The following is a 13,307-nucleotide window of genomic DNA, read 5'->3' as shown; positions in this document are numbered from 1 at the left end:
AAAAACTCGTTAAGTCCATAGACTTAACGAGTTTTTATTATCTAATCATACCAATATGAGGGATGCCATCTTCAAGGTACTCTTCTCCTATTTGTTTAAAACCATGTGCTTCATAGAATTTTTTTAAATAGGTCTGAGCAGATATTTTAATTACCTTAGTTTTAAAATGTGTTTCTATGGCATTTACGGACTCTTTAATTAGTTTGTGACCATACCCGTATTGTCTTTCTTTTTTAGGTATGACTACTCGTCCAAAACTAGTTTCCTTAAAATAATCACCTGCATCAAATAATCGCGTGTATGCGACAACTTTTTCATCTTTATACCCTATTACATGAAGTGCTTTTTGATCCTTATCATCAATATCCTGATATATACATTCTTGCTCTATTATAAATACTTCTGCGCGCAAGCGCAAAATTTTATATAGTTCTAGTGCAGAGAGTTCATCAAAACGTTTAACTTTAAATTTTATATCCATATTTTTTAATCCTGTACAATAATATCTTTATTATCCTTATTTCCATATTCTGGTTGTAGGGTAACATGGTTTATTCTGAATTCTTTATAAAGTATATCTTCAATAGTATTAAGTATTTCTCCAAATTCTGAAACCAAAATATCATTATCAAAATCTATATGTGCTTCTAAATGTGTTTCTTCTTCATTAAGTTGCCATACATGTACGTGATGTATACTTTTAACTTTTGGTAAAGCATTAATTGTATTTACTATTTCTTTTAACTCAATAGAATCGGGAGTATACAACATTAATACTTTGAATGATTTTTTTAAGAGATCATAACCTACAATAATCAGATAGATCGCAATTGCAAAAGTTAAAACACTATCTACCCAGAATAGTTTATAAAACTTCATTAACAACCCTCCTATTAAAACTGCAAAAGACGCCATTAAGTCTGTTATAAGATGTAAATATGCCGATCTCATGTTCATATTTACTTTACTATCTTTTCTTAAAAGCAAAACGCTTAGTCCATTCCCAAAAATTGCTATTACAGAAAGTATAACTACAACATGTGCACTTATTTCTTGTGGATTAAGTAACCTTTCTATGGCTTCCAACACAAGAATTAATGCTATTATAACTAATGAAATAGCATTTATAAATGCTGCCATGATCTCTGCTCTTTTAAAACCAAAAGTTCTTTTAATAGAAGCTTCTCTTTTTGCTAATCGATTAGCAAAAAAACTAACTATCAAAGAAAGTACATCACTAAAATTATGTAATGCATCCGATAATAAAGAAAGACTACCAGACATTAAACCACCAACTACCTGGGCAGCTGTAATTCCAATATTTAAGAGAATAGAAAATAATAAATTACGCCCAGTAAGTTTATCATGAGAATATGAATGGTTATGGGCGTGAATTTTTACCATAGGCTAAATACACATTGGTATTTTATGTACTCTGTTTAAGTGCCTGCCTCCTTCAAATTTTGTTGCTAAAAATGTTTTTACCATTTCGATAGCTTGAGGTACTGATGTAAATCTTGCAGGAATACATATGATATTAGCATCATTATGAAGTCTGGTCAATTCTGTAATTTCTTTTGTCCAACAAAGTCCAGCCCTAACATTATTGTATTTATTAGCTGTCATAGCTACACCATTTCCGCTTCCGCATACCAAAATTCCAAAACTAACTTTTTCAGTGTTTACATCTTTTGCTACAGGATGTACAAAATCTGGATAATCAACACTATTGTTTTCATTAGTGCCGTAGTTAGTAATCTCAATTCCTTCAGATTCCAAATATTCTGCAATTGCAAATTTATATTCAGTCCCTGCGTGATCATTTCCAATAGCTATTTTCATTTTTTTATTCATTTCATTAGTTAAGCAAAGATAATTCAATCTAAAAAAAGTAAACTCCAAAAAACCAATAATTTAACCCAATATTACGGTAATGTTAATAACTCATAACCTTCTGTTAACAGTGAGTGTGGATAAACAGTTCTTAAAATTCATAAAGTATTTTTGGTAGTTTTAATTTTTATTAGAATACAAGTATAGTAGTAAGAAATCAAAATTTTAAACCCTCTTTTTTTAGCTAAGTTTTCAAGTGCTAAGTTAATGTTATAAACTACGGTTTTGCCGTAATAATATTAAAAATTTAAGCTGTTGATTAACTATTAACAGTTGTTAATTAAATTTCATTTTTAGAACATTTTCAAGCAATTAGAACAATGATATCCTGTTCATATTTTTCTCAAAATTCAGTTTAACTTAAAAAACAAATAAAACTCAAAAAAGTTATACCGCTATCCACACTATATTATAATCATCATTATTAATTTTAAATTTAAAAAAAAGAAAAAGATATATTTAATATATGTTGAAAACTATAAAGAAATAAGAGTATTAGTTTATACGATTCTAAGATGAGAATCTGTGTTAAGATCGTTTATGATCTGAAGTACTTTATTTTTGTCTCTTTGATGAACTTTCAAATTAATACCTCCTAGTGCGTTTGAGTAGAAAGGAAAAACACCTACCATTGTTTCATTTTCAAAGAAATAAGAAATACCTTCTCGATCGAGAAGTAGTTTTAGTATGGCATATTCAAAAGGATATGTATATGTTTTAATAGTAATAAAATCTTTCATTTCTTAAAATTATTCCTTGATAATCTTCCTTTTACAAGATACAAAATAAGCGTAACAATCAAATTAACAGTAACCAAAACGAATATCAATTTTTCTTAGATTGATAAATAAATTTATACAGTAAAAAATTAATTGATTTGACTGGCTTCACGATCAGTTTTTACAGAACTATTTATTTCTGATCCTTCCAAGGTTTCTTTTTTCTGATCTATTGTATTGTTAATGTATAAGGTAAACGAATATATGCCCAATAGAAATATGAGTATGAAGAGTAATATTATCTTATGTATTTTTTTGATTTTGTGCATATCGAATTAAATACTAAACGGATAAAATCGAATCCTAGTGTACTAAAATTAAGTAAATTTTAAGAAAAATAACTGTATTTTCTTACTTTTTTTTGGTGTAATATCTTGATTTACAGATAATGTATTTTAGAGTTATTCAACAGTAATATGATTTAAGTATTAATAAAAGTTTAAAGTTAAAATTACTGATGTTAAAAGATAAGCTGTACTTTTATCATAAATATATAGAACAGATATTAATGAAAAGAAAGAGTAGAAGAAGAAAAAAGTCACCTAAAATAGAGAATATTACACAGGAAATACTCAAAATATTAAAAGCTGAATCAAATAAAAATTTTAATTATAAACAAATCGCATCAAAATTAGGAGTAGACGATGCAAGTAGTAGAAATCAGATTATAAAAAAATTATCTCAACTCGCTGCTAAGAAACAAATTGAAGAAGTAGAAAGAGGAAAATTTAAGATTATACCTAACATTAACACTTATACAGGTATTTTAGAAATCACTTCAAAAGGTACAGGATATGTAATTGTAAAAGATCTTGAAGATGATATTTTTATCCCAAATAATAATCTTAATAAAGCACTGAATGGTGATGAGGTAGAGGTTTATATTTATCGTAGAAAGCGAAGAGGAAAGAGCGAAGGAGAGATTACTAGGATTATTTCTCGTAAAAGGAGTGAGTTTGTTGGTGTAATAGATATTCAAAAAAATTATGCCTTTGTAAATATGCAAGATGGCAAAATGTATACCGATATTTTTATTCCTAAGAATAAAATAGCAGATGCAGAAAATGGAGATAAAGTTTTAGTAAAACTAGAAGATTGGCCAGAAAAAGCAGATTCACCTTTTGGAAAAATAGTTAAAGTACTAGGGAAACCAGGTGAGCATAATACCGAGATACATGCTATTTTGGCTCAGTATGGTTTACCTTATGAGTTTCCTGAAGAAGTCGAAGATTATGCAAACACTTTAGATACATCTATTCAGGAGTCTGAGATCAAGAATCGTAGGGATATGAGAAAAATTCTTACGTTTACTATTGATCCTAAAGATGCTAAAGATTTTGATGATGCATTATCATTTCAGGTTTTAGAAAATGGCAATTATGAAATCGGAATTCATATTGCAGATGTATCACACTATGTTAAACCAGGAACAATACTCGATGATGAAGCTTATGAAAGAGCCACATCTGTATATTTGGTAGATAGAGTAGTGCCTATGTTACCAGAGGTTTTATCTAATAATGCCTGTTCTTTAAGACCAAATGAAGAGAAATATACATTTTCTGCAGTGTTTGAATTAAATGATAAAGCAGAAATTAAAAATCAATGGTTTGGAAGAACAGCAACCTATTCTGATGCTAGATTTGCATACGAAGAAGCACAGCATATTATAGAAACTCGCGAAAATGTAATTCCTGCTGAGATCTCACTTACCAGAAAAGAATATAAAGCTGATCAAAAAATAGCTGATGCAGTACTCAAATTAGATGAACTTGCTAAAATTATGCGAGGTAAACGAATGGGTGAGGGAGCTATTTCTTTTGATAAAGTAGAAGTGAAATTTAGTCTAAACGAAAATAGCGAACCCGTAGGAGTGTTTTTTAAGACTTCTAAAGACGCTAATAAACTTATTGAAGAGTTTATGTTATTAGCTAACAAAAAGGTCGCAGAGTTCATAGGAAAGCAAAATCCTAAAAAAACATTTATTTATCGTGTACATGATGAACCTAATGATGAAAAATTAGCAGCACTACAAAATATTATTGGAAGATTTGGATATAAATTAGATCTTAGAGATCGAAAAACTACTACAAAATCGTTAAACGGATTATTAAAGGATGTTCAAGGTAAAAAAGAACAAAATTTAGTTGATACTTTAGCTATACGCAGTATGAGTAAGGCAGAATATACTACTCATAATATTGGTCATTATGGATTAGCGTTTGATTATTATTCACATTTTACCTCTCCAATACGAAGATATCCAGATGTTATGGCACACCGTTTGTTACAACATTATTTAGATAAAGGAAAATCTGTTGCAGAAGATGAATATGAAGAAAAATGTAATCATAGTAGCAGTATGGAGAATCTGGCTGCTAGTGCAGAGCGTGACTCTATAAAGTTTATGCAGATAAAGTTTATGAAAGATCATGAGGATGAACAGTTTTTGGGAGTCATCTCTGGAGTTACAGAATGGGGAATTTATGTAGAAATCATTAATAATAAATGTGAAGGTATGATTCGTCTTAGAGACATGAATGATGATCACTATGTTTTTGATCAAGATGAATATGCCATTATAGGAGAACAAACTAAAAAAGTATACCAATTAGGAGATGAGGTATATGTAAAAGTAAAAAATGCTGATCTTATAAAAAGACACTTAGATTTCACCTTGTTAGGAAATAAGGAAGAAATAGAATAATCAAAAAATTAGTGTCGTTTGTTTTATGTAAGATCAAAATTGAAATATAAATCTTAAAAGTAGGGCGATGAAAAAATTAATATTTCTTTTTGTGTTTTTATTAGTCGCATTAGGACAAGCACAAGAAGACGTTAAAACCAAAAATCTAGATTATTTTACAGAAGTAAAAGTTTTTGATAAAATAAAGGTAACTCTTGTTAAAAGTGATAAACATAAAGTTATAGTCACTGGTTATAAAAGATACGATGTAGAAATTATTCAAGAAGGTCTTATTCTAAAAATTAGAATGTCTTTGGATAATCTATGGGATAAAAGCAATACCGAAGTTTTGGTTCATTATGAAGAACTTAGAAAAATTGATGCTAATGAAGGATCAACGGTAGAAGTAAAAGATGTTCTTAATAGAAATAAACTTGATTTAAGAGCTCAAGAAGGAGCAGTTATACAAGCAAAAACTGAAACTGAAACATTATTTATTAAAGCGGTTACTGGTGGAGAGGTGCACTTAGAAGGTATATCTAAAGAACAGGAAATTGTTATTAATTCTGGAGGAAAGTATTTTGGTAGTGAACTCGAAACAGAAAGAACACAAGTAAAAATTAGTGCAGGAGGAGTGGCAGAAGTAAATGCTAAAGATTATATTAAAGCAAAAACTAATGCAGGAGGAACTATTAGAATTTATGGAGATCCAAAACAAAAGGATACCAAAAAATTTTTAGGTGGAAAAATTGTTGAAGTTAACTAAGTAGTTTTTTAACTTTGTAATAAATACGCTTAGACCCTATGCTTCAAGATGCTCAAGCAGCTATACCATTAGGTTTTTTATTAGCCTTTTTGATTGGACCCGTTTTTTTTGTACTTCTGGAAACAGCGGCTATTAAAGGGTTTAGAGCTGCTTTGGCTGTAGACTTAGGAGTTATCTTTGCAGATATAGTATTTATTCTTATCGCATATTTTAGTACCAATCAGATTTTAGAAAAAATAAAAGATGATCCTGCCTTATTTATATTTGGCGGGATGTTATTGTCTACTTATGGTGTAATTTCTTTTATTCAGGAAAGAAAAAACTATAATAAACTTAGAGATACTTCAGTAGAGATTATCAATAAACACAACTATCTTATGTTGTTTATAAAAGGGTTTTTACTCAATTTTATAAATATTGGAGTATTAGGATTTTGGTTAAGTGTTATCATTGTTATAGGACCACAATTAGACATGAATACGAATAGAATTCTACGTTTTTTTACAATGGTTATAGGTACTTATCTTTTTATTGATTTCTTTAAAATGTTACTAGCAAAAAGATTAAAGAGAAAATTAACGCCAAAAAGAACCTACATGATCAAAAGGATCATTAGTATTGTTATGATTGTGTTTGGTGTATTTCTTATTTTAAAAGGTGTTTTGCCGGATACTATGGAGAAACGAATCCAAGACGAGATTGAAAAAATAACACCAGAATCCAGGTTTAAATAAAAAATCCTGCACATAAGTACAGGATTTTTGAGGTGTCGAGCGGATTCGAACCGCTGTAGATGGTGTTGCAGACCACTGCCTAGCCACTCGGCCACGACACCCAATTTTTGATTGGAAGGCAAATGTAAAAAAATTTATGATTACTTCTTAAATGATTTTACAATAAAAAGCGTTTTATATAATTTTAACACTATTGTTATCGGTTTTTGCTCCTTGTAATAGTAACCATTTCTACATTTCCGCCAATAGGTGGATTAATTTTTGAAACATCTACAATAACTTTATCAATCAATGGTAATTCATCTAATATACGAACTAAAATTCGCTCTGCAGCATGTTCTAACAATTTAGAACGAATAGCCATTTCTTCTTTTACAATATGATTAAGATGAACATAATCTACAGTTTCTGCTAAACGATCAGATATTGCAGACTTTGATAGATCGGCCTTAATCTTTAGATCCACTCTGTAATCGGATCCTATTTTTTTCTCCTCGACAAGGCATCCATGATAGGCATAAACCTTGATATTTTTCAACTTTATTAATCCCACGGGGTTTTTAAGCAAATGTAAAAAGAATCTTTATGATTTAAGCAGGGAGAACACCCCTTTTCTAATGAATTTTGGTAATAATAAAATAATTGTATTAAAGATTTTTATACAATAGCAAGGCAGCATTAGAATTTGTAGTTTTGTGTTTTATTAGATTACAGATGTCAGAAGAAAAAAAATCGCTTAATTTTATAGAGCATATTGTAGAGGAGGACCTTACAACCGGTATGAGTACAGAAAATTTACGTTTTCGTTTCCCTCCAGAACCCAATGGATACTTGCATATAGGACATACTAAAGCAATAGGTATTAGTTTTGGTCTTGGTCTTAGGTATAATGCACCGGTAAACCTACGTTTTGATGATACTAATCCTGCCAAAGAAGAACAGGAATATGTAGATGCAATTAAAGAAGATATAACGTGGTTGGGATATCAATGGGATAAAGAATGTTACTCGTCTGACTATTTTCAGCAATTATACGATTGGACTGTTCAACTCATTAAGGGTGGGAAGGCTTATGTAGATTCTCAATCTGCAGAAACCATTGCTTCTCAAAAAGGAACTACTGTAGAACCAGGAAGTAATAGCCCATACAGAGATCGTTCTGTTGAAGAGAATTTACAGCTGTTTCAGAAAATGAAAGAAGGTAAGTTTGATGAAGGCGAGCATGTAGTGAGAGCTAAGATCGATATGGCAGACCCAAATATGTTAATGAGAGATCCTTTGATGTATAGAATATTAAAAAAATCTCATCATAGAACTGGGGATGATTGGTGTATTTACCCAATGTATGATTGGACACATGGCGAAAGTGATTATATAGAAAGTATCTCACATTCTTTATGTTCTTTAGAATTTAAACCTCATAGAAAATTATATGACTGGTTTCTTGATCAGATATACAGTACTAATATACGACCAAAACAAAGGGAATTTGCAAGGCTTAATCTAAGCTATACAATTATGAGTAAGCGTAAGTTACTCAAGTTAGTAGAAGAAGGAGTAGTATCTGGATGGGATGATCCTAGAATGCCTACAATTTCGGCATTAAGAAGACGTGGATATACTCCAACATCAATACGAAAATTTGTTGAAACTGTTGGCGTTGCAAAACGCGAAAACGTAATTGATGTATCATTATTAGAGTTCTGTGTACGAGAAGATCTTAATAAAACGGCATCAAGAGTAATGGCTGTTTTGGATCCAGTTAAGCTCGTTATAATGAATTATCCAAAAGGAGAAGAAGAATGGTTAGAAGCAGAAAATAACCCAGAAGATGAAGCTGCAGGTTCTAGAAAAGTACCCTTTTCTGGCGAATTGTATATCGAAAGAGAAGATTTTAAAGAAGAGGCAGGTAGAAAGTTCTTTAGATTGACTTTAGGGAAAGAAGTACGGCTTAAAAATGCATATATCATCAAAGGAGAACGTGTGATAAAAGATGCCGAAGGAAATATTACAGAAATCCAATGTACATATGATCCAAAAAGTAAGTCGGGAAGTGGTACCGAAGAATCAAAACGTAATGTAAAAGGTACATTACATTGGGTATCGATAGCACATGCAATTTCTTCAGAGATTAGGATTTATGATCGATTGTTTAATGATGAGGCACCAGACGGTCATAAGGATAAAGATTTTATTGAGTTTTTAAATCCAGATTCTTTAAAAATAATAACAGGTTATGTAGAACCTAACTTAAAAGATGTTAAACTATTAGAGCAGTTTCAGTTTCAAAGATTAGGGTATTTTAATGTGGATATTGATAGTAAACCTGATGCTTTGGTATTTAACAAAACTGTTGGTTTACGAGATACATGGGCAAAAGTAAAACCGGTTTCGACACATCAAAATAATCAAAACAAACCTCAGAATAAGCAAAATGAAATACCTGCAATCGAAGAAATAAAAAGAGCAGGGAAGAAGTATACAAATGTGCCAGATGCTAAAAGAGAAGTGCTTAAAACTAAAATTATAGAAGCGGCTAAAACTGTAGAAATAGAGGAGCTTGTACCACTTTATGATACGGCTGTAAAAAAAGCAGGAACCCGTATTGCTACTATGATTGCTTTGGGTGTAATTCTTAAAAATAAAGGAAATCAACCCGATCAATTAGCAAAAGATTTTATTACTAAAGCTCTTGATGATAAAAATGAATTATTACAATTAGAGGCCAAAGAAGTTGCCTCTAACTATGATATATAAAGGGAGAACTTATAGATACAGAAAATATTTCTGTGTCTATGAGTTTTTTTGATTTTTAATTATCTGCAATATGCTCATCTAAAGGAATTTCGATATCTGTCTTAAAATTAGGAAAGAGCTCTTTAGTTTGAGGATCGTCAAGAAGTTTATTAGACTCTACAAAATACCATTGAGATTTTTTTCTATTATAAAAACCAAATAATGAACTTTTTAAGGTAATTAACCTACCATTAAAATCCATTTTTACAGTGTTTTTAACTAAGCAATGATATTCTTTGTTTTCTTTTTTTATCTCTGTTACTTCGTCTACTTCAGAACTAAGGATTTTTATTTTTTGAGCATCCATGGTTCTATAAATTTCGTCCATAGTATCCATTAGTTGTTTTTCTCCATAAGCTTTGTAAACTTCTGGATGAGTATATTTGAGTATTGTACTTAAATTTCTATCCATTGATGCTTTAGAAGTAGCTTTTGCATCTCGCAATGCAAATTCTTTTAGTGTAGTCATGTTTTGACAAAAAACACTTCCGGAAATAAGAAGGAAAATAAATAAGTAATTTTTCATGGGGGACAATTTTCCATAAAGATAAGAATTTTTTGTGGTATAAGTAATTTTTATAGTTTTTAAGAAATCATTAATTTTTCTTATTAAAAACAACTTAATATAAAATGATATAAGAGAGGAAAAAAAAATAGTAATATAATCGTATCACTTTTATGCATTGGTTATATAAAAACGTGTTATTTTAAGTTTTTGGTAAAAATAGTAGTAATTTTTAATCTTTAGTGAAAAAATAAACCCGATCATAAAATCTGATCGGGTTTGGCAATAGAAATTACATTTTTATTAATTTTTATCTGACTTTTTGCCAAGACCTTTTTTGGCATTTTGTTTTTTCATTTCTTCTCCAATTTGATTTGAAGCCGTAAATGATGCAATCATGTTATTTAACATATCGCTTCCAGCTTGTGGAGAATTTGGAAGTAAAATTAAATTACTGTTAGTTTCTTCTCCAATAGATTGTAAAGTATCATAATGCTGTGTTACTACAATTAGAGCAGAAGCTTCCTGAGAATTAATACCTACATTGTTTAAAACGTCAACACTTTCTTCTAGACCTCTGGCAATTTCTCTACGTTGATCTGCAATACCTTGTCCTTGCAATCTTTTACTTTCAGCTTCAGCACGTGCTTTTGCTACAATTTTTATTCTTTCAGCTTCAGCTTCATATTCTGCCGCAACTTTTTCACGTTCGGCAGCATTAATCCTGTTCATCGCTTCTTTAACTTGCATATCCGGATCAATATCGGTTACCAGGGTTTTAATGATATCGTATCCATAATTTACCATTGCTTCATTAAGTTCTTGTTTTACTGCTATAGCAATATCATCTTTACGTTCAAAAACATCATCCAGTTTCATTTTTGGTACTTCGGCACGAACCACATCAAAAACATAAGATGTAATTTGATCATGTGGATTTTCTAATTTATAAAAAGCATCGTATACTTTTTCTTTAATTACCTGAAATTGAACAGAGATTTTAAGACGTACAAATACATCATCTTTTGTTTTGGTTTCGACAAGAACATCAAGCTGTTGGATTTTTAGATTGATTCGCCCAGCGATTCTATCAAAAATCGGAATTTTAAAATGTAATCCCGAGTTTCTGATACTCAAAAACTTACCAAAACGTTCGACAACTGCAGAAGTTTGTTGTTTTACGGTAAATATCCCTGAAAGCAGAATGATAAATCCGAAGATTACTATTGGAATTAAAAATAGTCCCATTGTTTTATATATTAAGAGTTAAAAGTTTTTCTGTAAATCAATGTACTAATAAATAGCAAATGATTGATTGTTATTTTGAAAGAGTTATCATAGCAACATAAGTATTAGCTAAAAAAGATACGTCTACAACGTCCCAACCTTGTTTAGAAAACTCATTCATTGTATTTTCTATTTTTTTTCTAAGCTTTTCTGCAGACCAATTTTCTGATACGCGTATAACCTTATATTGTTTTCCCATGACAAAATAGTTCTAAAGATCTTATACTTAATAAGTGTAGAATATGAAGGAAATGTTACAAACTTTTGTAAACAAAAGACCATTGTTTAACTAAACAATGGTCTTCTTAATTTTTAATACTAGTGATGCTAATTTTTTTCGATGGCGTTTTCTATTCTCCTAATAGTTTCTTTTTTACCAATCATTGATGCGATTTGAAACACATCAGGCCCTTGTAGTGAACCGACTAAAGCTATACGTAGTGGCATCATGATTTTACCAAAACCAATTTCTTTTCCCGTAATCCATCCTTTTACAGTGGTTGAAACATTGCTTTCAGAAAAATCCGAAATGTCATTTAGTATTCTTGTTAATTCGTGCATTAAACGTGGCGTATCTTCTTTCCATGCTTTTTTAATGGCTTTCTCATCATATTCACTAGGTGATAAGAAATAAAAATGACTAAGGCTCCAGAGATCTTTAGTAAATGTCGCTCGTTCTTTTATTGCATTTACAACAAGATTTAGATCTAAGGTTGTAGAAATATTTTTTTCAGATAGAATAGTTTCAAATTGTTGAGAGAGTAGGGAATTATCCATTTTTTGCAGCTGCTGCTGTTGGAACCATTTGGTTTTTTCTGGATCAAATTTGGCACCAGCTTTATTAACTCTTTTCAGATCAAATTCCTGAATCAATTCTTGTAGAGAAAATAATTCTTGTTCTGTACCGGGATTCCACCCTAAAAAAGCAAGCATGTTAACAACGGCTTCTGGTAGGTATCCATCTTCACGATATCCTGAAGAAATATTTTGATTTTTAGGATCTATCCATTGCAAAGGAAATACTGGGAATCCCATTTTATCCCCATCTCTTTTACTAAGTTTTCCTTTACCCACTGGTTTTAGAATTAATGGTAAATGAGCAAAAATTGGTGCCTCCCAACCAAATGAACGATACAAAAGAACATGAAGAGCTAAAGATGGTAACCATTCTTCTCCTCGAATTACATGTGTAATTTTCATTAAGTGATCATCTACAATATTTGCAAGATGATAAGTAGGCATCCCATCACTCTTGAATAAGATTTTGTCGTCAAGAATATTGGTGTCAATCTTCATATCTCCCCGAATTTCATCTGTAAGATGTAAAGTTTCATCTTTAGGAGATTTAAATCTAATTACATAAGACTCACCAGAATCGATTTTTGCTGTTACTTCATTCTCAGACAAGGATAAAGAATTGGTAAGTTTTTCTCTATTATGCCAATTATATATAAATGTTTTACCATTAGCTTCGTGATTTTTTCTGTGACTATCAAGAGCTTCAGTAGTATCAAAAGCGTAATAGGCATGACCATCTTTTATCAATTGATCAGCATATTGTTTGTATAAATGTTTACGTTCACTTTGTTTATATGGACCAAACCCTCCATCTTTTCCTGGCCCTTCATCAAATGGTATACTACACCAATCCAATGCTTCTTTAATATATTCTTCGGCTCCGGGAACATATCTGTTTTGATCGGTATCTTCTATTCTAAGAACAAAGGTTCCATTGTGTTGCTTGGCAAAAAGATAATTAAATAATGCGGTTCTCACACCTCCTATATGTAAGGGTCCGGTGGGACTTGGTGCAAATCGTACCCTAATGTCTTTTGTCATGATTGTGTTTTTTTAACTTTAA

Annotated in this window: 13 protein-coding genes and 1 tRNA gene; 4 read left to right on the top strand and 10 right to left on the bottom strand. The window is 30.7% G+C overall.

Annotation, left to right across the window (positions count from 1 at the left end; all coding sequences use genetic code 11):
- Positions 1 to 37: 37 nt before the first annotated feature.
- From DG435_RS17115 to DG435_RS17100, 4 genes are all read right to left on the bottom strand, one after another.
- On the bottom strand, positions 38 to 481 hold the full coding sequence (locus DG435_RS17115; protein ID WP_199852713.1) for a GNAT family N-acetyltransferase: 444 nt from the start codon (positions 479 to 481) through the stop codon (positions 38 to 40).
- 5 nt (positions 482 to 486) lie between these two features.
- Positions 487 to 1,404 (bottom strand): cation diffusion facilitator family transporter, encoded by a 918-nt coding sequence (locus DG435_RS17110; RefSeq protein ID WP_106793688.1) that lies wholly within the window; start codon positions 1,402 to 1,404, stop codon positions 487 to 489.
- 3 nt (positions 1,405 to 1,407) lie between these two features.
- Positions 1,408 to 1,842 carry a ribose 5-phosphate isomerase B gene (gene rpiB, locus DG435_RS17105; RefSeq protein ID WP_106793713.1) on the bottom strand — a complete coding sequence of 145 codons (435 nt, stop codon included), beginning with the start codon at positions 1,840 to 1,842 and terminating at the stop codon, positions 1,408 to 1,410.
- Between the two features lie 551 nt (positions 1,843 to 2,393).
- Positions 2,394 to 2,633, bottom strand: coding sequence for a hypothetical protein (locus tag DG435_RS17100; RefSeq protein ID WP_106793689.1), 240 nt, complete (start codon positions 2,631 to 2,633; stop codon positions 2,394 to 2,396).
- Positions 2,634 to 3,180: 547 nt separating this feature from the next.
- Here DG435_RS17100 and rnr point away from each other — a divergent pair.
- From rnr to DG435_RS17085, 3 genes are all read left to right on the top strand, one after another.
- Positions 3,181 to 5,379 carry a ribonuclease R gene (gene rnr, locus DG435_RS17095; RefSeq protein ID WP_106793690.1) on the top strand — a complete coding sequence of 733 codons (2,199 nt, stop codon included), beginning with the start codon at positions 3,181 to 3,183 and terminating at the stop codon, positions 5,377 to 5,379.
- A gap of 67 nt (positions 5,380 to 5,446) precedes the next feature.
- The gene (locus tag DG435_RS17090; protein ID WP_106793691.1) at positions 5,447 to 6,124 is read left to right on the top strand and encodes a head GIN domain-containing protein; all 678 of its coding nucleotides are present in this window, start codon (positions 5,447 to 5,449) and stop codon (positions 6,122 to 6,124) included.
- A gap of 38 nt (positions 6,125 to 6,162) precedes the next feature.
- A complete protein-coding gene (locus DG435_RS17085) occupies positions 6,163 to 6,858 on the top strand; it encodes a LysE family translocator (RefSeq protein ID WP_106793692.1) in 696 nt (231 codons plus the stop codon).
- 30 nt (positions 6,859 to 6,888) lie between these two features.
- On the opposite strand, the gene DG435_RS17080 is transcribed toward DG435_RS17085, so the two are convergent.
- Positions 6,889 to 6,959: transfer RNA gene (locus tag DG435_RS17080), tRNA-Cys, on the bottom strand.
- Positions 6,960 to 7,054: 95 nt separating this feature from the next.
- On the bottom strand, positions 7,055 to 7,411 hold the full coding sequence (folB, locus tag DG435_RS17075; RefSeq protein ID WP_106793693.1) for a dihydroneopterin aldolase: 357 nt from the start codon (positions 7,409 to 7,411) through the stop codon (positions 7,055 to 7,057).
- Positions 7,412 to 7,572: 161 nt separating this feature from the next.
- Here folB and DG435_RS17070 point away from each other — a divergent pair, with 161 nt between their 5' ends.
- Positions 7,573 to 9,615 carry a glutamine--tRNA ligase/YqeY domain fusion protein gene (locus DG435_RS17070; RefSeq protein ID WP_106793694.1) on the top strand — a complete coding sequence of 681 codons (2,043 nt, stop codon included), beginning with the start codon at positions 7,573 to 7,575 and terminating at the stop codon, positions 9,613 to 9,615.
- A gap of 55 nt (positions 9,616 to 9,670) precedes the next feature.
- Here the strand turns inward: DG435_RS17070 and DG435_RS17065 are convergent, their stop codons facing one another.
- The 4 genes from DG435_RS17065 to gltX all read right to left on the bottom strand — a co-directional run bounded on the left by DG435_RS17065 (position 9,671) and on the right by gltX (position 13,285).
- Positions 9,671 to 10,123 (bottom strand): hypothetical protein, encoded by a 453-nt coding sequence (locus DG435_RS17065; RefSeq protein WP_108840639.1) that lies wholly within the window; start codon positions 10,121 to 10,123, stop codon positions 9,671 to 9,673.
- Positions 10,124 to 10,462: 339 nt separating this feature from the next.
- Positions 10,463 to 11,407: an SPFH domain-containing protein gene (locus DG435_RS17060; protein WP_106793696.1), complete on the bottom strand. Its 945-nt coding sequence runs from the start codon at positions 11,405 to 11,407 to the stop codon at positions 10,463 to 10,465.
- A gap of 70 nt (positions 11,408 to 11,477) precedes the next feature.
- The gene (locus tag DG435_RS25615) at positions 11,478 to 11,645 is read right to left on the bottom strand and encodes a DUF4177 domain-containing protein (RefSeq protein WP_152538440.1); all 168 of its coding nucleotides are present in this window, start codon (positions 11,643 to 11,645) and stop codon (positions 11,478 to 11,480) included.
- Between the two features lie 128 nt (positions 11,646 to 11,773).
- On the bottom strand, positions 11,774 to 13,285 hold the full coding sequence (gene gltX, locus DG435_RS17055; RefSeq protein ID WP_106793697.1) for a glutamate--tRNA ligase: 1,512 nt from the start codon (positions 13,283 to 13,285) through the stop codon (positions 11,774 to 11,776).
- Between the last annotated feature and the right edge of the window lie 22 nt (positions 13,286 to 13,307).

The organism is Aquimarina sp. Aq78 (assembly GCF_900299525.1).
Classification (GTDB): Bacteria; Bacteroidota; Bacteroidia; order Flavobacteriales; family Flavobacteriaceae; genus Aquimarina.
This window is presented reverse-complemented; position numbering and strand designations above follow the sequence as displayed.